Source organism: Pedosphaera parvula Ellin514 (assembly GCF_000172555.1).
Taxonomy (GTDB): domain Bacteria; phylum Verrucomicrobiota; class Verrucomicrobiia; order Limisphaerales; family Pedosphaeraceae; genus Pedosphaera.
Genome location: NZ_ABOX02000018.1, coordinates 58,573 through 82,210 on the forward strand (window position 1 = coordinate 58,573; position 23,638 = coordinate 82,210).

Consider the following 23,638-nt stretch of genomic DNA (forward strand, 5'->3'; position numbering starts at 1 on the left):
CCTTCCTCAATAAATTAATTGAAATTCCGGCAGCATCGTCACTGCCCATAACAAATCCTCAATGCCGGCATTCTGGACCGGTTTGCCAACCATCTCCTGGGCCAGTTTCAGCTCCTCACCGGTCGGCTTTCTTCCCAGTGCGCGCAGATACAACCGGGTAACCAAATCCTTGTCGGAACTTTCGGCCATTAATTTCTTCGAACCTTGCTTGATGATGTCGGAGAGTTCATGCCCATTTGTCAGTTCCAAAGCTTGCAACGTGGTGGCAGCGGATAAACGGGTCGTAACCACTTGCTCCCGATTGGGCCGTCCTAACGCCACCTGCAAGGTATCGGCATTCACTAGCGCCGACCGCACCCTCCCGAACTTCTCCGGCGCAATCATGGCACTCTTGAATTGCGGCTCAAGATTCCACGGACCGAGGCCAATGGCCCCCAATTCAGCAGCAGCCGACCAGTTGGCACCGTTAAATTTTGGTTTATCCCAATTCTTCTCCTTGTTACCGGACCATACCCATGATTTATCCGTCCCGAAATCCATTACCTTGGATGCCTTATTTCCAAAACGAACATAGGCATATAAAAACAAACCCGCAGGATTCGGCTTGTCACCATCATTCACCGCGCTGACAGCGATGTAATTGGTTCCCTTTACCAGGTGTTTGCGTAAATCCACGACCTGCAATTCGTCATACTTCTTGCCGGCTCCGGCCTTTTTGCCATTCACAAATAGCGTGAAACTGTTGTCAGCAGTAATGACACCCATGGCTGATGTGGGCTCACCATCAAGCACCACCACCTTGCGAAAATAATTCGTGCCCGGTTTGGCGGCCTGTGCCGCTGTGGCTTCTGTCCAAATCCATTTGGCCGCAAAGGGGGCATCAAAATTCTGGTTGCTGGCACCCGCCGAAAAATCCACCTGCGCCACCGGTTGCTCATACCATATCCCGGCCACTTCCCCCAATGAATCACGGAACTGCTCCGCCGACATCCGCCTCACAATTGGCCCTTTGAAAACGTAGTCCTCGCTGCTCTTCTCATCGAGACTGACCGCCGGCATTTGGTAGGCGCGCGAAGTCAGGATGCGTTCCATGGTCTTCTTCATGTCGAAGTTCTGGTCAGCCATGTCCTCCGCCAGCCAATCCAGCAAATCCTGGTTCCACGCGGTTTTCTCCATCTCATCGGCGGGTTCAATCAAACCACGCCCCATGAATCTCTGCCACAACCGGTTTACGATCGTGCGGGTGAGCCGCGCATCCTGACGTCCTGAAACTACCTCTGCCAACTGCTTCAATCGGGTGGACCGATCGGCCTTGGGATCGATCTGTCCCAGCTCCGGGTAAATAAATTTCAAATCCGCCTTTTTCCCCGTCGGCTTGTCGCAGTGGACCATCTCCAGCGGGCCTTCCGCATAAAGCCCGGCGAGCCCGTAAGCATCCGCCAGAGTAAGATCATTGATGAAACTATCGTGACAGGACGCGCACTTCAAGTTCACTCCCATGAACACCTGTGAAATGCTTTGGGCAGCTTGCATTTGTGGCGCCTGGCTGGCATTCACCGCGCCACGCCAGATAATTCCCCTGGTAAACCCTTCGGATTCGGGAGTGGGATTAATCAACTCTGCGACGAACTTGTCATATGGCATGTTCTTTGCCAAAGCCGTGTAGAGCCAGCCGGTGATCTGTTTGCGACCGCCATCGATGTAGCCCGTCCCGCGATAATCATTCCGCAACATGTCATTCCAGCAGCTCATCCAGTGCACCGCATAATTCTGATTGTCCGCGAGCAAACTCCGCACGAGTTGCTGCCGCTTGTCCGGACGCTTGTCTTTTTCAAACGCATCCAATTGCTCCGGCGTAGGCAGCAGACCAATCGCATCCAGATACACGCGCCTCGCATAGAGCCGGTCATTCACTGGCGTCGCAGGTTTGATATGATGCGCCGCAAAGTAAGGTTGCAAAAAGCGATCAACCGGATTCATTTCCCTGTCCCCGGCGGGAACTTCAGGGCGATGCGGCTTGAGATTCGCGGGCTCCAGTCTTCCGAAGGTGACTCCGGCATCCCACTTTGCTCCCTGGTCTATCCAGGCGCGCAATATTCCAACCTGTTCCGGTGTCAGTTTGGTGCCCTTTTTAGGCATCATTTCATCCGGATCAAATCCCTGGACTAGTTCGATTATATAACTTGCCTCGCTCTTTCCCGGCACCACCGCCACCCCGGAGTCGCCTCCCTTGAGCAACGTTTCACGGCTGTCCAATTGAAAACCACCCTTGTCCCGACCACGACCGTGACACTTGATGCAGCTCGACTCAAAAATCGGCTTCACCTCTTTTGAAAAATCCACCGGATGATTCGCTGGCGGGGGTAATTGTTTTGCTTGCTCAGGCGTGATCTTTGCGCTGAGAACTGCACAACTGCTTATCCACGCAACCAGAGTCAATATTGGAAAATGGGAACGCATCTAGATTTAACTGTACCAAATTAGCATCAAAAATACAGAGAAAGTTTGGTTGCATTTACCTAAACCGCGTGACGGGTCTGCATAAAAATTCAGAAAGCACACCAACTCTAATCTGTAGCCGTAAACCTTGGACGTGTTTTGCGCATTTTCCATTCACAATCGGCACGCGCAAATCTGTGTTTCACAAATTCCGTCAGTCAAAAATTAAAGGACCGCGGTTGCACCAAGGCATTACCGCGGTCCTTTAAATATTTCCAGACTCCCTGGCTTACAAAGCCGTTCGGGCAAGATTATTGGCTGCTTGGAGCGTTAGTGTTGATGTTTACGTTGGGAGTCGTGATATTTACGCTGGGGCTGCTGATGGACTCCGATGGTGCCTTCGTCTGTGATGGTGTGATTGGCTCCGCTGAGGTAGTTGGCGGCCCAGAAGGTGTTATGGTAGTGCCCGAAGTGCCCGAAGTAGTTCCGGTTGTGGTGCCAGTTGCACCGGCTGCATTTCCACCATAATGGGTGGCGGAGGTTTCCGCATCAATACGGCGACCTGTTGGCGCTCCGGTGGGACTAGTGATGCGATTTTCATTGTTAATAACTGGAGCCGGACCGGTTGCGGCCACTTGTGGCTTGATGACAAGACTGTTAACCACCTCCCGTACACCATCAGCGTGCCGGGCGACGTCCGAGGCCCTGTTTTTCTGATCCTGGGTATTAACAAATCCGCTCAGTTGAACCACACCGTCATAGGCCGCGACATGCACATCAGTGAACTTATACACGGGTTCTTCCTTGAGATCCTTCTTGACGCGACTCGCGACTTTCTTGTCGTCCTCGTAGCGACCGGCACTGCGGTCACCGCTTGTTTGACAGCCAGCCAAACCCGCCAAGCCGACGACTGCGCCAAGGCAGACAGTTAGTACTAATTTCTTTGGGTTGAGTTTCATAATTTGATTTTTGGTATCCTTTCCTAATTTGCAAAATACAACACTATCTCCGCGGAGCCATGGGGTATTACCCTTCTGAAATCCGAAATTTTACCCATAGTGTTTGCGGCTGTTTTTGGGCATGCTCGGCTTTCCAACTTGAGGTTGGTAAAGCGTGGTTGCTGAACTCACGCCTTGGTGTTTGCTGAAATAAAATTATACTAAGCCTGAATGGACGAACCGACGCGAAAAAGAGCACCTCTTTGGTTCAAGCTTGGATCAGCGGTAACTGCTTGTGCCGCCATTTTCTTTGTCTTTCGTCACGTCGACATGTCGGATTTGGTGCGCACGTTCCACCACGCCCATCCCGGTTGGTTGCTCGTCTCCATCGCGTTCTACGGAATTGTTTTTCCTCCCAGCGCCTGGAGATGGCACCTGATGTTGCGGTTGACCGGCAACGCGGTTCATTTTGGCGCCACCTTCACCATGTCTCTTATTGGACATTTTTTCTATACGTTACTTTTTGGAGTAGCCGGTGGCGACCTGGCCAAATCCGCCCTCTATGCAAGCTGGTACCAGCTACCCCTCCCGGAGATTCTCGCGGCAGCCCCATTGGATCGTTTGCTCGGTTTTGGAGGTTTAATAATTTTTATAATACTTTCTTTCAGCCTGGCCGCGTGGAACGGCGCCTTCTTTCAGTTAAATACCAGCTCCCTCCATATTTCGACTGCATGGATATTAATCACCCTGGTCCTGATTGGTTTGGCCGTGGCGTTGTTCATGAAGTTCGGACGTATACCGGGAGTAGCAAAGTGGCTGCAAGCATTGCGATTCAGCCTGGCTCAAATGATGGTTTCCAAAAGCATTGTGCTGCAGGGAGTGGCCTGCGGTTTCCTGGTTCAAGTGGGCCTGGCAGGTTCACTGGCGCTCAGCTTGCAAGCTGTCAGCCATACAGAGATACCGTGGGGGCAGTTGCTTTGGACCTTTCCCATCATCTGCATCATTAGTGCCGTTCCCTTTACCGTGGCTGGCCTGGGTTTCCGCGAAGGTGCTGCGTTGAGCCTTCTCGGTCTTTATGGAATTTCACCTGCCGACGCCGTTGCGGCTTCCCTCCTCACTCTCGTTGGCCGGCTGGCGTGGGCTGCCGTGGGTGGAATGGTGTTGTGGAAGGAACGTCAGTTTCAAACCAAAAGCCGGCCTTTGCCCAGGACGATCTCCGTCATCATTCCGACCTACAACGAAGCCCAATGCCTGCCTGAAACCATCCATCACGCGCGAGCCATTCCCGAGGTATCAGAAATTATTGTGGTTGATGGCGGCAGCAAGGATGGGACCCGCGAAGTGGCTGCGGCCTTAGGCTGTAAAGTAATGCAATGTGCTCCAGGCCGGGGGGGACAGATGCGTCTCGGCGCGGCACAGGCCAGTGGCGACATAGTTTTACTCTTGCATGCGGATACCTGGCTTTCCGCAAATGCCGGCAGGGCTGCAATTTCCTGCCTTCGAGATGTGCACGTGGCAGGCGGTGGATTTTGGAAGCAATTTCGTGCTGCGCCTGCTTTGCTGCTCGGTTCCCGTCTTAAATGCGCCATTCGACTTTATCTTGGCCGTCGCATTTTGGGAGATCAAACAATGTTCTTCCGGCGGGAAACTCTGGAGTCCGTTGGAGGTGTGCCCGACATGCCGCTCATGGAAGAGTTTGAACTTTGTCGGCGTTTGCGAAGGGTAGGTAGAATTGCCCTGGCCGAAAGCACCGTGCTTACTTCTGCCAGACGCTTCACCAGGCGCGGAGTGATTCGAACCTATCTGTTGATGTGGCGGGTAACCTGGCGATACCGGTTGGGCGCTTCGCCACAGGAACTGCGTAAATTGTACGAACAGCCTTAGCTTGGAAGCGACGGTGGCATCGCACTTGTGCCCGTAACGCTGGCCTGTCCGATGGCACGGCGCACCGCTACCATGAACTCCTCGTAATTGATCGGCTTCTGAAAGAAGGCAATGGCACCGGCCTCGAGAGCCTTCTCCTTAAATGTTTCTGCTTGATTTGAAGTGATGATAATCACGGGAATCCTGCCTATTTCTTCAAAACGCCGCAGCCACTGCAGAATGTTAAATCCGTTCCACTGCAATCCCGAGCTGCCCACATCTGGTGGAAAATTGATATCCAACACGATAATATCGGGCTTGGCTTGTCGTGCACAACTGACAGCCGCTGAGCCGTCCGTCGCCGTCAAAACTTGGAAGCCGCCGGCCTTTAATTTTAATTCAAAGGCTTTAAGCACTACAGAGTTATCATCCACCACGAGGATTTTCCTGCCCGAACCAATCGCATCCTTGGGGCTGGCACTGAGTTCAGGATTATCGGTGGCCGAAAACGGTTTCGCCTCGGCAAGAGGCTCTTCTTTTTTCCATTTTCCAAACAGTTTCATGTTTGTATTTTATTGTGTTGCCACCGACGTTGTATCATTTCCAGACACTCGACTGGCTTGGTTTCATGCCGTTTTGTCGATCCATCAACCATTTTTTCGATATCAGCCTGTCTTTCAATATAATTTCCGTACTATCAGCCTGTCTTACACAATGACTGTTGCTTATCCTAGCCGAAATCGTGCCAGCTTGGCTTTTTCATTGGTTCAATGCTAGCCTCAAGACCGACGTGACAAATAAATTTTACGATTCAGGCAAGGAACGAGCCGCCAAGGTAAACGCCTTGTTCGCGACCATTGCTCCGCATTATGACCTGATTAATGATCTTCAAAGCTTCGGATTGCACCGTTTTTGGAAACAGCGTCTTCTGAATTTGGCTCACGGCAGGCCGGGAGAACGGGCCTTGGATCTCTGCTGCGGGACAGGTGACGTCACCTTTGCCCTCGCTGCAACAGGCATGGAAGCCGTAGGCTTGGATTTTAGCGAACCCATGTTGAAAGTGGCCCGCCAAAGAACCCAAAGCCAGAATCCCAAACCTTCCGTCCGCTTTCTGAACGGCGACGCTCAAAACATTCCATTTCCGGATGGCAGCTTTGATGTGGTCACAATCAGCTATGGACTTCGCAACCTGGCGGATTTGGATCTGGGTTTGCGCGAAATGAAGCGCGTCGCCAAACCAGGCGGGCGATTGTTGGTGCTGGACTTTGGCAAACCGGACAATGCTGTCTGGCGATCTCTTTATTTCACCTACCTCAAATTCTTTGTGCCAGTCATGGGCAAGGTATTGTGCGGAGATGCTGATACTCATGGCTACATTCTCGAGTCTCTGAAGCACTACGCCGCACAAAGAGGCGTCGCCGCCAAAATGACAAACCTGCAACTCACCGACGTTCGCATCATCAATCTCATGGGTGGCACGATGAGCATCAATTACGCCGAAAAGGCTGCGTGAGAACCCGGGCTGACTTCACACACTTTTCTTAGTTCGCCTGGAGCACAATTCACATCCTCTTCAGGAAAAAACTTTCTTTCATGGAAATACAGCTGTGCCCGATTACAAAAAATCAACCACTCACTAAGGTGAAAAAACCCGATAGAAACGAAGAAGATTTGTAGGATTCGATTCATCAAACTGGAATAGTCCTCCACCAAGCTCCGTGGCATTTCCCAGTACAGGCCAGTTGACCAGGTTGGTTGATCCTTGAATGAGATAGCTCTGCCCGGCGTTGCCGGAAAACTGCGAATGAAACGCTCCATTCGTCAGATGGGCAGCCAGGGTGAATTGCGGCAACGTGATGCTTCGCGTGAAGGTACGATTCGTACCCTGGCTAATTCCAAGATTGTTGGTTGCCATGCCGCGAAAATAATAGGTTTTGGCGGACTGGATACCAGCTATGGAAGCGCCCATCTGGAAATTCGAGCTTCCGTTACCCAAACTTTGCACGGGTGTGATATTACCGAAGTTGGTGGTCGTTCCCCATTCAAACCAGCCTGATGTTAAAACATGATTGGGATTAACCACAGCGTTCAACACCGCCCCAGTCGACGTGATACTTGTGGCAGCTGTCGTGACAATGGCAGGGGGAAAATATCCCGAAACACGCATTTGAACAGAGGTTTCTCCAGGCGTGTAAGGATCATTTCCCGCCTCCCAAATGACGATATAATAAGTCACACCTGCACTCAAAGTGGCGGTGATGACAGCTCGCGTCCCACAGGCATTATCGTTGCAAACCACAAATGTATAGGGTCCACTGCAGCCACTGGGAGAGGTATAAACAGCCATGAGAGTATCGTAGATAGTTGTCGCTGTATCCGCGCACGTCGAAAGCTCGTAAACCGCTGACGCATTCGGAGTGAAACGATACCACACGCTACGGGAAAAATTAGTGTTACACGACGGTGCAGGCGGATCACCCGCGGTTGTAGCCAGGGTTGTATCGGCCACACTCGTCAAATAAGGAAAAGGACCATTTCCAGGAATGATCTCCGCGCCTGCACAAGTATCGTTTGCTGGAACTACCGGTTGGGAAACCCGAAGTTGCACGGCAGTTTTACCCGCTGATGGAGCCACCGAACCTGATATCCAAACAACAAGATAATAAGTCGTTCCAGCATTGAGAGTTTTTGAAATGGCCGCGGCCAAACCACCGGAATCATCATTACAAGCCACCAGGGCGAAAGGACCTCCACAATTGCTGGCGGACGTATAGATAGCCATGACCGTATCAACCACTGTCGTCGCCGTGTCACTGCCGGTGGAAATCGTATATAATTTCGTGGCTGACGGAGTAAACTGGTACCAAACACTTCGCGATATACTGCCGGAAATGCAGGCTGGTGAAGGTGGGTCACCAACTGTCGTCGCGCCGGAAACATCTGCCGCGACTCCTGAAAGATAGGGAAAAGGGCCTGCAGATGGAATCACCTCAGCCCCCGTGCAAGTGTCATTCGGTGGAGCTGTTGCAGCAAACACGACTGTCGAACAGCTGATAAGGACCGCCAGCAGAAAAAAAATCGCAGGATAACGAGCGGAAAACCAGGCTGGCATTTGCCAGCCTGGTTGTCTGAAGCACAGTTTGGTTCCCAACTCGAAACAGGCTTTCTCGGTCATTAAGAAGCATTGGCAGCGTCAATAAGTCGCTGTGCAAAGGTTATAAAGTGATCCGCCAGGGCAGGATTGATCGGAGCAACACTGCTGCGCACCTTGTCCTGGAAGAGAACCAACTGGTTTACATCGTATCCGGTTGACTGCCCGGGCGTGGGAGGCGGATAGACCTGGCTTAAAGTTTCAAACAACGGTCGCTTCTCATTCAGAGTCAGCCCGGAGTCCAGAACCTCCAACTCAAGCTCGAATAAGCCTTCGTATTTATCGAGCACCTCGACCGCAATACTGATTTTTCCAGTCGAGGTCCCATTATTGACCGTCAATGTGATTACCTGGACACCCAAATCAAATGAATTGGTAATGAGCGCTCCAGTCGCAAACGGTGCATTCGTACTTTCACTCCAAGTATACGTCAGCAGCGCATTGGTCGGATCCGATGACAACGAACCATCCAGAATAACCGTGGCATTTGATCCATTTGCAGAAATCACAAACTGATTGGTTGACCTGATCGATGGAATAACCGGGGATGCTGCAATCCTCGCGGTCGGCGCATTGGTATCGGTTGTGGTCGGAGGAACCTGGACCGAATTGGTGGAGGTCTGCACAATCTGGAGACCGGATAGCAGGGCATAACCATTGACTCCGGCACGAATGGTAAGTGTCACCCCTTGCGCGGCATTGGTAATAGCTACGTCCTTGAATACGACATACTGCACGCCCTCCTGCCAATTGACCGGATTCACAATCGCAGCATTGGCTGTGGATTTGCTGCCATAATTGTTCGCATCCACATTCAACTGGTAGCTGGTATCCAATCCATAGACATAGAAGTCGTACTGACCTGTTGCGAGATTGGTGATAATCACCGAGGCGCTGCCACCATCCAGCGGATAGATGTAGCCGTTATACATCGAGTCTGACGAACCGTTGGCCCAGTAGCCAGGGGCATTAACTACGGTCATGCCTGCACCAGACAAGGTTCCATCGACAAATTTCAGGCTTCCGAGTGTTCCGAAAGTTAACCACCCTCCCTGCCCGTCATCACGCGAATAAAAGTTCCAGAAATCGTTCGTTGTCTGGCCGATGGCAGCAAACCCGGATTCGCCAGTACTTGTGCCAGCGCCGAAATCAACATCGATCAAACCTCCGGCGCTCATTTCCAAAACATTCAGGCTCACTGTTCCCGCAGCTGAATTCGTGTGGCCGTCATTCACTTTGAAAGTGAAGCTATCGGATCCGCTATAGCCGGCGGTCGGTTGATATGTGAGGTGCGGAGTGATTCCCGTCAAAGTCCCATGGCTTGGGAGACTGACCAGGCTGTAGGTCAACTCATCGCCATCAACATCGGAACCAGTGACAGTAATGGACGCTGAACCGTTGGCGGCCAAGGTAACCGTCTGATCGTTCGCCACCGGCGTGTGATTCACTGGAGGATTCGTGGCTGCTGTGGAACTTGCGATCTGCATGCCAGCAAGAATGGCGTAACCACTGGCTCCTGGCAGAACAGTTATCGTCGCCGCCTGTCCGCCATTTGCGATCGTCACTCCCCGGAAGACAACATATTGCACACCTTCCTGCCAATTCACAGAATTCCATCCCGCCTGTGCGGTGGTCAGACTGCCGTAGCTGGTTCCAGCCACATTTAATTGATAAGTGCTGTTGCCATCGTTTGCAGGCCCGTGCCCGTAAAGATAAATATCGTAAATGCCCAAATCCAAATTCGTCAGCGTAACGGTAATGTTCCCGCCATTGAACGGATAGAGGTATCCTTGATACATTGGGTCAGAACTGCCGTTGCCCCATGCACCTGGTGCATTGGCTATTGTTAAACCGGCAACCGAGATGGAACCATCGGCCAGTTTAAGGTTCTTCAGGCCACCCAGAGCCAGGTATCCACCATGGCCATCGTCGCGACTATACAAATTCCAGAAGTCGTTTGCACTTTGGCCGGTTGCAGCAACGCCTACCTTGGCGCTGGCGGTTCCCGCATCGAAATCGACATTGATCAAAGGCTTCGATCCGTCCTGCCGCACGATGATGCTGACTGTCGCAATGGCCGAATCAACCTGTCCATCATTCACTTTGAAACTCAGGCTGTCGGCCCCGGCATAATTGCTGCCGGGCAAATAGGTGAAGTTAGGAATCGTGCCGCTCAATGTTCCATGGGCGGTCGTGCTGACCAGGGTATAAGCCAACGGATCACCATCCGCGTCTGTGGCGGTTAAATTGATTGCTGTCGAAGCGTTTTCGTTCAGGACAAAGGTTTGTGAATTTGCCACCGGCGCATGATTGAATGGAGTTACTGTCAGTACTGCATTCGAGCTGTCCACCGAGCCCAGGGCATTAGCCACCGTAACCGAGTAGTTGCCTGCGCTGCTTAACTGCACATGATTCAATGCCAGCGAGGCGCTGGTCGCTCCCACTATATTGCTCCCATTGTAATGCCATTGGAAACTGAGCGGAGACGTCCCCTTCACTCCGACGCTGAAAACGACATCAGCCCCAGTCATCACGGCCTGACTGGTTGGTTGTGTTACAATGTTCGGTGCGGAGGGTGTCGGCGCGCTCACCTGGGCGATCTGCATTCCAGCAATAACCGCATAACTCGAAGCCTGCGGAGATACTACAACTTTCACAACTGAGCCGTTGTTTGCAATGGTAACGCCTCTGAACACCACATACTGCGCGCCTTCCTGCCAGGTCGTGCTATTCCAACCGGAAAGCGCCGTTGTTTGGCTGCCAAAAGAAGTGCCGTCCAAACTTAATGTATAGGTGCTGTTGCCATCGTTCCCCGGAGCGTGACCATAGACGTAAATATCGTAGGTGCCCGCATCCAGATTGGTCACATTTAGGACGATGTTGCCACCATCAAAGGGATAAAGATATCCCTGATACATACCATCGGCCACCCCGTTGCCCCACGCCCCTGGCGCATTGGCGATTGTTAATCCAGCCTGGGAAATCGAACCGTCCGCAAATCTCAGGTTCCCCAATCCGCCAAATGATTTATAGCCTCCGTGCCCATCGTCGCGACTATAAAGGTTCCAGAAGTCGCCTGCACTCAAGCCCGTTGCCGCAAAGCCAGTCTTGGCGCTGGCAGTTCCGGCATCGAAGTCCACATCGATAAGCTGTGAAACGGCCACCGGTGCGGTTACGGTAAGGCTCGCGTTGGAGCTGATCGCACTTCCTAAAGCATTGCTGACGGTTACGGAATAGTTCCCAGCATCGCCTGCCTGCACGTTACTCAAGTTCAGAATAACGTCAGTAGCACCAATGATATTATTCCCATTAAAGGCCCATTGGTAACTCACGGGGCTGCTGCCGCTCGCCAGGACGTTGAAGGCGACGCTGCCACCTGCGGGCACTACTTTGCTCTGTGGTTGGCCAACAATCACAGGTGCCGCCGGTGTCGGAGCAGTGGTCAGGGCGATTTGCATGCCCGCGATAACTGCATAACTGGAAGCCTCCGGCGAAACGATCACCTGCACCGCCGCTCCTGCATTGGTCACCGCCACATTGTGGAAAACCACGTACTGCACTCCCTCCTGCCAGGCTGCACTGTTCCAGCCGCTTTGCGCGGTTGTCTGACTGCCATAGCTGGCTCCGCCCACGCTAAGAGAATAAGTGCTGTTCTGATTATCCGCCGCGCCATGTCCATACAGATAAATCTCATAGTTACCAGCATCCAAATTGGTTACATTTACGACGATATTGCCTCCATCAAAGGGATAGAGATACCCCTGATACATTGCATCGGAAGCCCCATTTCCCCACGCTCCAGGCGCATTCGCCACAGTCAGACCAGCGCCTGACAGACTGCCATCAGCAAATTTCAAGTTGCCAACTCCACCAAAAGCAAGATAGCCGCCGTGGCCGTCATCACGGCTGTACAGGTTCCAGTAATCATTGGTCGTCTGACCGATCGCTGCGAAGCCCACCTCAGCGCTCGCGGTTCCAGCATTAAAGTCCACATCGATCAGGTTCAGCCCGGGAGTTGGGGGCTGCGGCACATTCACCGTCAGCAAAGCAGTCACACTGTTCGTAACTCCAGCCGGGTTACTTAGAGTAACGTAATAATTGCCGGCATTGGCCGGTTGCACGTTATTTAGCGCCAGTGTGGATCCAGTTGCGCCAGCAATTTCAGTTCCATTAAAATTCCACTGATAAGTCAAAGGCTGGTTGCCAGTGGCCGTGACGCTGAACGCCACGTTCGCCCCTTCCATCACAGTCTGGCTGACCGGTTGACTGACGATCACTGGAGGGTCGATTGTTACGGTAAGCGCCGCATTTGAACTGGTTACGCTTCCGGCGGTGTTGCTGACAATCACTGCATAAATACCTGCGTTGACAGGTTGGGCATTGGAGAGACTTAATGAAATCCTGGTCGCCCCCACAATATTGCTGCCATTAAAATTCCATTGATAGCTGATCGGTGCAGTTCCAGATACTGAAACACCGAAATTCGCGGTTTGACCCGCAGTCACTATTAAGCTTTGCGGTTGGCTCACGATAGTCGGAGCAACGGGAGGCGCACTCGTTACGGTCAAAAGCGCGTTGGTGCTTGTCGCAAGTCCGAAAGCATTGGTTACGACGACTGCATATGTCCCGGCATTGGTCGTCTGGACATTGCTCAGCGTCAAGATGCTTCGCGTGGCACCGGCAAGATTTCCCCCATTAAATTTCCATTGGTAAAACAATGTTGGACTGCCCGTGGCCGATACCGCAAAGCTGACTGCCGCGCCAACTCCAACACTTCTGTTCTGAGGTTGAGCCGTTATGGAAGGGGCCGCGCCAGTTACAGTCAGAAGCGCATTGGTGCTTAACACACTCCCCACGGAATTCGCCACCATCACTGAATAATTACCCGCATTCGTGGCTTGCGCGCCCATAGAGATTGATGTCCTGGTAGCTCCAAACAGGTTTGAGCCATTCAAGCGCCATTGATAGGTCAGGGGTGCCGTGCCGGTGGCAGCAACGGTGAAGGTTGCACTTGCACCTACTGGAACCGTCAGGCTATGCGGCTGAGTCGTGATGGTTGGCGCAACGGGTTGGTTGATTGTCAAAACGGCATTCGAACTAACGAGCGAGCCGACGGAATTGCTAACACTCACCGCATAATTGCCCGCATCAGTTGCTTGAACATTTAACAAGGTCAGAGTTGAATTTGTTGCACTGGAGAGATTCGTTCCATTAAAGCTCCATTGATAACCAAAAGGAGACGTGCCGGTCGCGATTACACCGAATGTTACATTCGCTCCTGCAAACACAGTTTGGCTCACAGGCTGACTCGCTATCACCGGGGCCGTTGGGCCAACTGGAGTGCTGCTGGCAATCTGAATTCCAGAGATGACAGCGTAGGTTGATGCAGCGGGCGATACCACCAGAGAAATATTTTGGGCGGAATTGGTGATTTGCACACCGCGAAAAACCACATACTGCACTCCCTCCTGCCAGACCGCCGAGTTCCAGCCTGGACCCGCAGTGGTCAAACTTCCTTGGCTGGCATTATCCGCTCCAAGGGTATAGGTGCTGTTTCCTTCATTTGCCGGTCCGTGACCATAAACATAAATATCATAATTGCCGACGGCCAGATTAGTCACACCAATGCCAATGCTTCCTCCATCGTAAGGATACACATAGCCTTGGTACATAAGATCGGCCACCACCCCGTTGCCATACGCACCCGGCGCATTGGTCACCGAAATGCCGGCCCCTGAAACGCTCTTGTCTGCATAAAGGAGGTTGGCGGCCGCCCCATTGGGAGTAGGACTGATTAAATTCCAGAAATCCCCGGAGGTCTGGCCGGTTGCGGCAAACCCAACCTCGGCGCTGCTGGTACCGGAGTTAAAATCGATGTTGATTAAGGTTGTGGGCGCATTGCTCTGCCCGTGGACGGAAAACTGCAGTCCAATCGCGCAAACCAACCATGCGGAAAGAAAAAAAACTTTCGGCTTAATTTTCTGATATCCTTTTTTAAACATATGGGCCTTCCTTGATTTAATGCTTCGCTATGAATTCCCCAACCCCATCAACTAAGCCAAACCGACTAAAACCTGTCAACTACTTTAGTAACCATACCAGCACCACCTCGAAGCACTTTGCATACCAACAATCTGGAAATTTGTCTGAGGTGCGGTTCAATTCTCTCGTTGCCAACACTCCAGCATTTCATTCACAATAATTAAAGCGTTGTGAATTTTCGCGAAAAAATTATTTCCTGGGAAAACCTGCCCGCCTGGCGGGCCGCCATGCGTGCTCGCAACCAAAAACTGGTGGTCACCAATGGCTGCTTCGACCTGCTACACCTAGGGCATGTGACCTACCTTGAGACCGCCAGAAATCTTGGGGATGCCTTGTTAATTGGTGTCAACGGAGATTCTGCGGTGCGCGAGCTCAAAGGGCCGAATCGTCCCGTAAACATCGAGGGCGACCGCGCTGCTGTCCTGGCTGCTTTGGAAAGTGTCGACGGAGTTTGCATTTTCGAGGACCGCGACGCCACGAGGTTTTTGACTGCCACCCAACCTGACATTTATGTCAAGGGTGGTGATTACACGTTGGAAACCTTGAACCAGGAGGAACGACGCACCGTTGAAAACGCCGGAGGCAGGATTGTAATTATTCCTTTTGTGCCGGGAAAATCCACCACGTCGCTCTTGCAGAAGATTACCAGGTTGTAGCAAAGTGCGGGCCTGCATTGGATGAACGGTTGTTTTTCATCCGGGTCAGGTTGTGGAGGATTTTGCGTGAAAGTTGTCCGGCCTGCACGACGTTACTTTTTTCCGATGAGCAAGGCACAATTCCATGCCAGGAATTCCCGCACCACCGGTATGTGCATCAAAAATGAGAACTCCGTATAATAACGCGGGGCAATCTTCACCACGCGCAGATTTGGATTCCGCCGAATAATCCCAAGAATTTCACCAATATATGTGGGAAATAAATTCACATAAGGTGTATGCTTGCGCTTGCCGCCCACCACTTTGTCATAGATTAGATGCCCACGATTTCTCCCCAAATAATGAAACGGCGAAAACTCATGCCCACCCCAAATTGAGAGCCAGTTTGTCCAACTCAGGTACAACACCCCGGAAGGAGTTAAAATGTTTTTTACGGCATTGATAAAGTCCACTGGCTTGGCCAGATGTTCCAATACATTGGAACAAATAACGAGATCATAGCTACCGAGCTTGGAAACATCCTCCTTATCGATATTGATTTGACGAAAAGGGGCTCCAGCGAGTTCCGGAAGCAGATAGTTCTCCTCGTCCGCAAAAGTGACCTGGCATCCTTTTTTTACCAGTTCGGATCCGAATACTCCGTGGCCGCACCCAAGATCCAATACCCGCGTCCCTTTCCCCAATGCCACTCCCGACTGCTCCAGCCACCGAATCGCATCCTGCGCCTGCAGTAAATAGAAATAAGCGTCGTCTTTGTGTTTAAGGTGGTGGGCCACCAATTTGTGCAATATCATAATGTGCAGCAATCTTGAAACTGACCGGATTTTCGCCATTTCGCAAGGTTATCCTGTTAATATTCAATCTGCCTTAGAATTAACCAGCCAGAAATAAAGGCTGCGCTCTTCGGGTAATAATGTTCGATCCTTCATTTTGAGATTGTTTCCAACCGCGTGTTTTTAGTTTCATTTCCGCACAAAAATGCCATAAGCTCAGCCTCTTAAACTAATGCGTTTTTTAATGTTGAACTGGAGAGATCCGCACAACCCGAAGTCCGGTGGGGCTGAACGGGTTTCCAAGGCCTATCTTTCCGCCCTGATTGGGCGAGGCCACGAGGCTTTCTGGTTTGCAAACAATTTCCCCGGCTCTAAGCGGGAGGACACCATCGACGGCATCCGGATTGTTCGTGGAGGTGGCTTGGGATCGTCAGTTCTGGCCGCGATCAAGTGGTACCGGCAACAGAAACCCTTTGATCTGGTCATTGATCAACACCACGGCATTCCCTGGTATGCTCCATGGTGGTGCAAAACCAATTGCATCGCATACATACACGAAGTTCTCGGTCCCATTTGGAATGCGTTTTATCCGTGGCCAATCAGCACCCTCGGACGGTGGCAGGAAGCCTGGACTCATCGATGCTATCGCAACATTCCTTTTTGGACTCCTTCCGAATCAACCAGGAAAGCCTTATTGGATCATGGAGTAAAGAGCGTTCAGGTTTTTCCAAACGGGGTCGACACTGTTGCTCTCCCGACACTGCAGGACAAACCATTAGCCCTTCCACTTCGGCTCATAACCGTTTGTCGGTTGGCCCCCAACAAGCGGGTTGATCATGCCATTCGCGCTCTGAAACACCTTCTGGCCGCTGGTGTGCCATCTCAATTGACCGTCGTAGGTGGAGGAGAAGTTGCCGGGAAACTCAAACAACTTTCTGAAGAACTCGAGCTTGATCATGCGATCGCCTTCACCGGCCCACTAAGTGATGCCGATAAGAATACCGCTTTGCAGCAGGCACATTTTCTCATCCATACCTCCATTCGAGAAGGCTGGGGCTTGAACGTGATTGAAGCCAATGCCATGGGCACTCCGGCAGTGGTCTATCCCGTGGGCGGCCTGGTTGATTCCACCATAGATGGTGTCACCGGGAGGATTGCCCCTGCTGAAAGTCCGGAAACTCTTGCCAGGTGTCTGGTGGAAATCTCCAGGGACCCCGACAAATACGCGAACTACCGTTGGAATGCCTGGGAACGTTCCAAAACTTTTGCCTGGGATAAAGTCTTGCCTCGGGCTTGTGATTGGCTGGAAGAGCAGGCGCGAAAGTCGCGTCCCTCCCCCCTCAAAAAAGCGACCTGAACTTCATGGAAACCACCAATTCCATTGAATCCAAACAACCGCGCATCAGTGTTGTGATTCTGAATTACAACGGAGCGAAATGGTTGCAGCGATGCCTGGCGTCACTTCAAAAACAGACCATCTTTTCACAGATTGAAGTCATCGTTGCTGACAATCTTTCCTCCGATGGCTCGGACGCATTGGCAGAAAAACTGTTGAAGGATTGGCCTAACGGCCATTTTCTACAAAATGGTTCCAACCTTGGTTTCTGCGAAGGCAACAATCGCGGCGCGAAACTGGCTACCGGCAAGTACATTTTCTTTTTGAACAACGATACCTGGCTGGAACCGGATTGCCTGGAAATTCTTCTGTGCGAAACAGAAAAACATCAGGCTGGCGCTTCCATGCCACTGGTCCTGGATTATGAGGATAATACATTTCAGGCTTTGGGTGCCGCCGGTTTTGATATCTTCGGTCTGCCAAGCGCCCGTTTCTACCATGCCGATACCCGCGAAGTATTGATGGCGGAAGGGTGTTCGTATCTGATCGAAAGGAATTTGTTTTACGGTGTCGGCCAGTTTGACTCCGAGTTTTTCATGTTTGCGGATGAATACGATCTCTCCTGGCGGGTTTGGATCGCTGGGCGATCCGTGCTCGCGGTCACCCCGGCACGCCTGCATCATCGGGGGATGGCACACGTGAATCCCCAGGGAGGAGGCGAAGTGGTTGAGTTTAGGACGAGTGATACAAAGAGGTTTTATGCCACACGGAACAATTTGATTTTGCTTCTGAAAAATGCTCATAACCTCTTGCTGCTGCTGGTTCCATTGCAGGTCATGTTACTGACCCTTGAGGCCATGGTGTTATTGCTCTTGACCCGACGCTGGTCCTTTGTTCGGCGCTCTTTCTTTTCTGCCCTGGCAGACTGTTGGCGGCTTCGAGACTACATCGCCGCGCGCCGACGTGAGATTAATGGTTTTCGGAAACGCAGTGATTTTCAAATGCTGCGTTTTTTATCCTGGCGCTGGAATCGCTTCTACGAGTTACAACGACTCCGCCGTTATGGGTTGCCGAAAGTGACCGCGCGCTAAATAGAGTTTGCCACCAGTTCACGAATTGTTTGGTTGAACTCTGTAGACTCGAACTCGCCTCCAAACGCTTTCATTGAAATCATTCCCGCCCTCAATGGACGCAGCGCCTTCTGCCGCAAATCTGCCGTGGGCAACGTTTTCACAGCAAAGTTTGGGTGGGAAATGATTCCTTCGGCTTTGAATGCAGCGATTAATTTTTCAGCCCATTCCGGTCGCGTGCACGTTGGCCACGGTCCGCCGAGATGCCAGGGACCGCGCTCGCGTTTCTCGAGCAAGGTAATCAACCATCTGGCGATGTCGCCGGCATAAGTGGGATTGCCGCATTGGTCGGATGGCAGGGTCAAGGCTTTGCCTTCGCGCAAAGCATTCCAAACTTGATAGGCAAAATTCTTTTTTTGCACTTCCGCGCCGTAGACGCAAATGATGCGTGGAAGCAGCGCAGTCCCATCGGTTTCCTGTTGCACTCGTTGCTCCCCTTCCCACTTGGATTGGGAGTAAACATTGATGGGATTTGGCTTGGCATCTTCGTCGTAGGGACCATCAAGGCCATCAAAAATGTAGCTCGTTGAAAAGTAAGTGAAATGGATTCCGCGCTTCTGGCAGAGGCGGGCGAGGTTTGCCGGTTGCTCAGCATTCTCGGCGAAGGCCCGTTTGGGATCATCCTCGCAACCATCCACCCAGGTCCAACCCGCAGCATGGACCACAGCATCCGGCTTTTCCTGATCCAATAACTTCCCGGCTGCTGCGGCATCACCGGCGTCCAAAGGGACCAAACCCGATAGCGGGGACCTGCGGTAGGTGCCGATCGCTTGATGACCGGCTGCCAGCGCTGCTTTTAAAACGTGGGAGCCAACCAAACCGGAGCCGCCAATGACTAATACTTTCATGCTGAGGTTCGACTAGAATGGTGATTGAAAATCTTTTAATGCCGGAAACGCCTTATCACGATCAGAAAGAATAGGATTTTGCACCGGCCAATCGAAGCCGAAGGAGTTCCAAAGAAATCCTGCATCATGCTGTGGCGAATGCACCGTGCTCGTCTGATAAACCATCATGGTGTTGTCCTCCAACGCGAGAAAACCATGGGCGAAACCGACTGGAATAAACAGCATTTCCCGGTTGCTCCCGCTCAGTTCACGGGACATCGTCTTGCCGTAGTTTTTAGACCATTTTCTCAAGTCCACAACCACATCCAACACTTTGCCAAGCGGACAATAAACCAGCTTGTCATGCGCGGCTCCCACCAACTGGAAGTGCATGCCTCGAACCACATTCTTATGCGACACGGAAAAGAATTCCTCCCTTGGCTTGAATGGAATTCCAAGTTCCTCAAAGAGATTCTCGTTGTAGGTTTTAACAAAGCTGCCGCGTTGATCCTCAAAAACGCGCGGCTTCAAGACAAATACACTGGTTAACTCTGTCTCTAAAAGCTGGATCATGGCTGACATGTTGAGGCACCCGGTGGTCGTCAGGATTTTTTCACCAACGTGTGCATGGTCTCGATCATGTAGCCCAGCATCTCCGGCGTCAGTCCCGGATACGTGCCGACGAATACCGATTCATTCATGATCCGGTCCGCCCCTTTCAGATCGCCAATGACTCGAAATGCATCCGGCTGCTGTTGTTTCAGTGTAACAAAGGCTGGTTGACGCAACAGATTACCGCCAAAGAGCATCCGATTGCCAATCTTCGCGGCATCCAAACCGCGCACAAAATCACGGCGGCTGAACGGAGCGGTTGGCTTCACCAGCATCATGAACCCGAACCAGGAGCATTCGGTTTTGTGGCCAGTTGAATCCCAGGTAAAGCCTTTCGGTGACCAGCCCGTCGCGTGCGTCGGCAGATGGAATTCGAAAAATTCTTCCAAATCAGCCAACCCTGTCCGCAACGTGGTCCAGTTATCCATGCGGGCCTGGATGAAATCGGGCAATTTATCCAACTGCTTGCGACCGATGGCAGCCTGCGGATCCAGCGGCTTCAAGTTATAGCCGAGATGTGAGTAAATGTATTTGTGATCGTAACCTTCGGGCAATTCGCCAAGCTTCCAACCGAAACGTTTGTTGCAGGTATTGTCCTTGCCACTGGCGCACCAGCAATCCCGGCCCCAATCGCGGAAGCTTTCAACCAACACCTTTAGCTTCATGTCGCGAATCACGTTCACTGCCCCACCCTCGCCCATGGTCAGATGATGCGGAGGATAAAAAGATTGGGTGGAAAGATCACCAAAAGTGCCGGTGAGCTGGCCATCATAACGGCAACCCAGCGCATCGCAGTTGTCCTCGATGAGCCATAGATTATGTTTCTTGCAAAATTCGGTGACAGCAGCGAGTTCGAACGGGTTTCCCAACGTGTGAGCCATCATCACGGCTTTTGTTTTGCCCGGGACGTAGGCGGCTTCCAGCTGATCAACACGTCCATTCAGAGTCACCGGATCGTTATCAATAAACACCGGAACGAGATGGTTTTGCAGGATGGGAGCGACGGTGGTCGGGAACCCGGCAGCCACGGTAATGACTTCATCGCCAGGCTTGAGCTGACGTTCACCCAGCTTTGCGCTGGTGAGCGAGGAAATGGCGACAAGGTTGGCGGAAGAACCGGAATTAACGAGAATCGATTTCTTTACCTTGAGGAATTTGGCGAGTTCAGCTTCAAATGCGTCCCCTTCAGGTCCGAGGGTCAGCCAAAAGTCGAGTGTTGCCGAGACTGCGGCTTCGACCTCATCTTCCGAGAAGACGCGTCCCGCATAGGGAACCACGGTTTGCCCGGGAACAAACTTGGGACGGGCAATTTGGTTTTTCTCGTAACCCGGCCGGTTATTTTGGTGTGTCAAAGCCGAATATTCGCGGGTAAGGCGAAGGATTTCGGCTTTCAGTTCAGTTGCTGTCTTCGACATGATAAAAGTTAATGTAAGGCCCAGGAAATGGCCAACTGCTGTGCGTGTTGGGAGTATTCTTCAATCTGGCGGGAGGTAAGTTCCTGCGCTGCCTTGAGGTCATTTTTCCCACTCATTTGGTAATACCACTGAGCTGTATGCGCAATGGCTTCTGAAAAATTCCAGACCGGCGACCATCCCAGGAGGCTGTGCGCCTTATCGGTCGCCAACTGAAGCAATTTGGCTTCGTGCAGAGCCTTGGGATCGCTCTTGTCCTCCCATCCCCCAGCCCAATGCTTCAACACCTCAGTTACGAGTTCCGCCACGGTGCGATTAGACTCATGCGAGGGACCAAAATTGAAGGCCGGCGCAACTTTGCTCAGGTCGTATTTTGAAAGCTTCGGATTTGACAGCACGGCTGCGAGCCAGAGATAGCCGCTCAATGGCTCCAGCACATGCTGCCAGGGACGCGTTGCCGTCTTGTTCCGGACTGGAATCGCGTCACCCTTTTGCAATGCTCGCACACAGTCGGGAACAATGCGGTCGAGCGCCCAATCGCCGCCGCCAATGACATTCCCCGCACGGGCGCTGGAAATTTTCACGGGATGATCATGAAAAAAGGAACGATTGTAAGCGCTGGTTACAATCTCCGCAGCCGCCTTGCTGGAACTATAGGGATCATGCCCGCCCAGCGGATCCTCTTCGCGATAACCATACACCCATTCCTTGTTCTCGTAGCATTTATCCGTCGTCACCATGACAGCGGAACAGGGTTTTTTGAGCGAACGCAGCGACTCGAGCACATGGGCTGTGCCCATGACGTTGGTGGCATAAGTTTCCAATGGTTGCTCGTAGGAGAGGCGCACCAAAGGTTGAGCGGCGAGATGAAGAACAAAATCAGGTTGCGTCGCCAGAATGGACTTTTTGACGGCTGCAAAGTCGCGAATGTCAGCAATTTCGCTGCTCAGGCGACCTTCCAGTGCCAGTTGCTGAAATAGAGAAGGTTGAGTGTTGGGAGCGAGCGCATATCCGTGCACCTTGGCGCCGAGATTCAGAAGCCACTGCGCCAGCCAAGCACCTTTGAACCCCGTGTGGCCGGAGAGCCAGACCGTTTTGTTGCGAAAAGTGTCGCCGAACATTACCAAACCTTCCAGGGTGCCTGGTTTCTGACCCAAAGTTGATTAAGCATCTCGAATTCGCGGAACGTATCCATTGGTTGCCAAAAGCCATCGTGCGGAAAGCACACGAGTTGGCGGTCAGCGGCCAATTTTCGGAGCGGCTCCTGCTCCAGAATGGAACCGGCATCGGCACTCAAATATTTGAAAGCATCACGTGAGAAAACAAAGAAACCGCCGTTGATGCGGCCACCCGAAGTTTGGGGTTTTTCATTGAATTCAGTAATGAGTGAGTTGTCAGTCATTAACTCCCCGAAGCGTCCCGGAGGTCGGACACCAGTGAGAGTGGCCAGTTTTCCATGCTGTTTATGAAATTCCAGCAAGGCATTGATATCGACATTGCCCACCCCATCGCCATAGGTGAGCATGATCAAGTCACCTTTGATGTATTTTTCAATACGCTTGACGCGTCCGCCCGTCATGGTGTCCTCGCCGGTGTTGGCCATGGTGATGACCCAATCATCCTCGCCGCCGGAAGTGCCATGAAAGGCGAGTTGCTGATCCTGTCCCAGCTTGAGAGTAAAATCGTTGGACTGGTAGCGGTAATTGAGAAAGTAGTCCTTGATGACGTGTCCCTTATAGCCCAGGCAAAGAATGAATTCCTTGTGCCCGTAATGAGCGTAGGTTTTCATGATGTGCCACAAAATCGGATGCTCCCCAACCGGAACCATCGGTTTTGGCCGAAATTCGGTTTCCTCACGAAGGCGGGTACCCTTGCCGCCGCATAGAATCACTACTTGCATAAGGGCTGATAATGGGCAAATCAGGAACTAAAGCAAAGGCCAAACTTTTCGAAAATCTAGCCCCTGAATAGCAACCAATGATCCAGGCCCGGGAAGCCAAAACTCCCGGAGCAGCGGTCTCAGATTGAATCAAAGGTCCGGGCGAACGCATCTAAATGGGTTCTCCCCTCAGAACGTTGGGTGTAATTAAAAGTGGATGAGGCTAAACAGCCGCGATTCCGAAGAATTACAGTATTTCACTCAATTTAGTGAATTTCCCTCATTCACTTTTAATTACACCCCCAGAATGTTTGCCGCCACACCATTTCTCTCGACACGGAGTCCATCCGTTTTTAAAATACCCTTATTGCCCACTTCCAATAAGGGTATTTTGTTTATGCTGCATCCCGCCAGTTCGTTACTGTGCTAATTAATGCCATGTGCAACTTTCTCGGAGCCATCTTAAACTCTGGCTCCATCGAGAGTTACGGAAGCGGCAAAATACCGTCGAATCCGGACAAAATACCTCATCCTGTTTTGCAAGGGCTTACGACGAAAAGTTGCACATGGCATTAATTAG

The 23,638-nt window shown here is 51.9% G+C and carries 16 protein-coding genes; 5 read left to right on the plus strand and 11 right to left on the minus strand.

Annotated features, from left to right (window positions below; all coding sequences use genetic code 11):
- Positions 1-6: 6 nt before the first annotated feature.
- Both CFLAV_RS15320 and CFLAV_RS32380 read right to left on the minus strand, forming a co-directional pair.
- Positions 7-2,343 carry a DUF1549 domain-containing protein gene (locus CFLAV_RS15320; protein WP_160164590.1) on the minus strand — a complete coding sequence of 779 codons (2,337 nt, stop codon included), beginning with the start codon at positions 2,341-2,343 and terminating at the stop codon, positions 7-9.
- Between the two features lie 407 nt (positions 2,344-2,750).
- Complete coding sequence (locus CFLAV_RS32380; RefSeq protein ID WP_007415675.1) at positions 2,751-3,398, minus strand: BON domain-containing protein; 648 nt, start codon at positions 3,396-3,398, stop codon at positions 2,751-2,753.
- Positions 3,399-3,608: 210 nt separating this feature from the next.
- Here CFLAV_RS32380 and CFLAV_RS34160 point away from each other — a divergent pair, with 210 nt between their 5' ends.
- Positions 3,609-5,261, plus strand: a complete 1,653-nt coding sequence (locus CFLAV_RS34160; protein ID WP_007415676.1) for a TIGR04283 family arsenosugar biosynthesis glycosyltransferase — start codon at positions 3,609-3,611, stop codon at positions 5,259-5,261.
- On the opposite strand, the gene CFLAV_RS15335 is transcribed toward CFLAV_RS34160, so the two are convergent.
- Entirely contained in the window at positions 5,258-5,803 is a 546-nt protein-coding gene (locus CFLAV_RS15335) for a response regulator (protein WP_007415677.1), read from the minus strand. The two genes, CFLAV_RS34160 and CFLAV_RS15335, sit on opposite strands and share 4 nt — an antisense overlap.
- Positions 5,804-6,030: 227 nt before the next feature.
- Here CFLAV_RS15335 and ubiE point away from each other — a divergent pair, with 227 nt between their 5' ends.
- The gene (gene ubiE / locus CFLAV_RS15340) at positions 6,031-6,753 is read left to right on the plus strand and encodes a bifunctional demethylmenaquinone methyltransferase/2-methoxy-6-polyprenyl-1,4-benzoquinol methylase UbiE (RefSeq protein WP_040548992.1); all 723 of its coding nucleotides are present in this window, start codon (positions 6,031-6,033) and stop codon (positions 6,751-6,753) included.
- A 123-nt stretch (positions 6,754-6,876) separates the two neighbouring features.
- Here ubiE and CFLAV_RS15345 read toward each other — a convergent pair whose 3' ends face one another.
- The gene (locus tag CFLAV_RS15345) at positions 6,877-8,352 is read right to left on the minus strand and encodes a hypothetical protein (protein ID WP_150107443.1); all 1,476 of its coding nucleotides are present in this window, start codon (positions 8,350-8,352) and stop codon (positions 6,877-6,879) included.
- A 62-nt stretch (positions 8,353-8,414) separates the two neighbouring features.
- Positions 8,415-14,393 carry a beta strand repeat-containing protein gene (locus tag CFLAV_RS15350; RefSeq protein WP_007415680.1) on the minus strand — a complete coding sequence of 1,993 codons (5,979 nt, stop codon included), beginning with the start codon at positions 14,391-14,393 and terminating at the stop codon, positions 8,415-8,417.
- Positions 14,394-14,603: 210 nt separating this feature from the next.
- On the opposite strand from CFLAV_RS15350, the gene rfaE2 reads away from it, so the two are divergent.
- On the plus strand, positions 14,604-15,089 hold the full coding sequence (gene rfaE2, locus CFLAV_RS15355; protein ID WP_040548965.1) for a D-glycero-beta-D-manno-heptose 1-phosphate adenylyltransferase: 486 nt from the start codon (positions 14,604-14,606) through the stop codon (positions 15,087-15,089).
- Between the two features lie 92 nt (positions 15,090-15,181).
- Here the strand turns inward: rfaE2 and CFLAV_RS15360 are convergent, their stop codons facing one another.
- A complete protein-coding gene (locus CFLAV_RS15360) occupies positions 15,182-15,883 on the minus strand; it encodes a class I SAM-dependent methyltransferase (RefSeq protein ID WP_040548994.1) in 702 nt (233 codons plus the stop codon).
- A 223-nt stretch (positions 15,884-16,106) separates the two neighbouring features.
- On the opposite strand from CFLAV_RS15360, the gene CFLAV_RS15365 reads away from it, so the two are divergent.
- Together CFLAV_RS15365 and CFLAV_RS15370 are read left to right on the plus strand one after the other, a co-directional pair.
- A complete protein-coding gene (locus CFLAV_RS15365; protein WP_202796905.1) occupies positions 16,107-17,219 on the plus strand; it encodes a glycosyltransferase family 4 protein in 1,113 nt (370 codons plus the stop codon).
- A 5-nt stretch (positions 17,220-17,224) separates the two neighbouring features.
- Entirely contained in the window at positions 17,225-18,289 is a 1,065-nt protein-coding gene (locus CFLAV_RS15370; protein ID WP_007415684.1) for a glycosyltransferase family 2 protein, read from the plus strand.
- On the opposite strand, the gene CFLAV_RS15375 is transcribed toward CFLAV_RS15370, so the two are convergent.
- The 5 genes from CFLAV_RS15375 to rfbF are packed head-to-tail and all read right to left on the minus strand — an operon-like array spanning position 18,286 to position 23,079.
- On the minus strand, positions 18,286-19,176 hold the full coding sequence (locus tag CFLAV_RS15375) for an SDR family oxidoreductase (RefSeq protein ID WP_007415685.1): 891 nt from the start codon (positions 19,174-19,176) through the stop codon (positions 18,286-18,288). The two genes, CFLAV_RS15370 and CFLAV_RS15375, sit on opposite strands and share 4 nt — an antisense overlap.
- 12 nt (positions 19,177-19,188) lie before the next feature.
- A complete protein-coding gene (gene rfbC, locus CFLAV_RS15380) occupies positions 19,189-19,728 on the minus strand; it encodes a dTDP-4-dehydrorhamnose 3,5-epimerase (protein WP_040548998.1) in 540 nt (179 codons plus the stop codon).
- Positions 19,729-19,757: 29 nt separating this feature from the next.
- Entirely contained in the window at positions 19,758-21,182 is a 1,425-nt protein-coding gene (gene rfbH, locus CFLAV_RS15385; protein ID WP_007415687.1) for a lipopolysaccharide biosynthesis protein RfbH, read from the minus strand.
- 8 nt (positions 21,183-21,190) lie between these two features.
- Positions 21,191-22,300 carry a CDP-glucose 4,6-dehydratase gene (gene rfbG / locus CFLAV_RS15390; RefSeq protein ID WP_007415688.1) on the minus strand — a complete coding sequence of 370 codons (1,110 nt, stop codon included), beginning with the start codon at positions 22,298-22,300 and terminating at the stop codon, positions 21,191-21,193.
- The gene (gene rfbF, locus CFLAV_RS15395) at positions 22,300-23,079 is read right to left on the minus strand and encodes a glucose-1-phosphate cytidylyltransferase (RefSeq protein ID WP_007415689.1); all 780 of its coding nucleotides are present in this window, start codon (positions 23,077-23,079) and stop codon (positions 22,300-22,302) included. Before rfbF ends, rfbG begins: the two co-directional genes overlap by 1 nt.
- Positions 23,080-23,638: the final 559 nt, after the last annotated feature.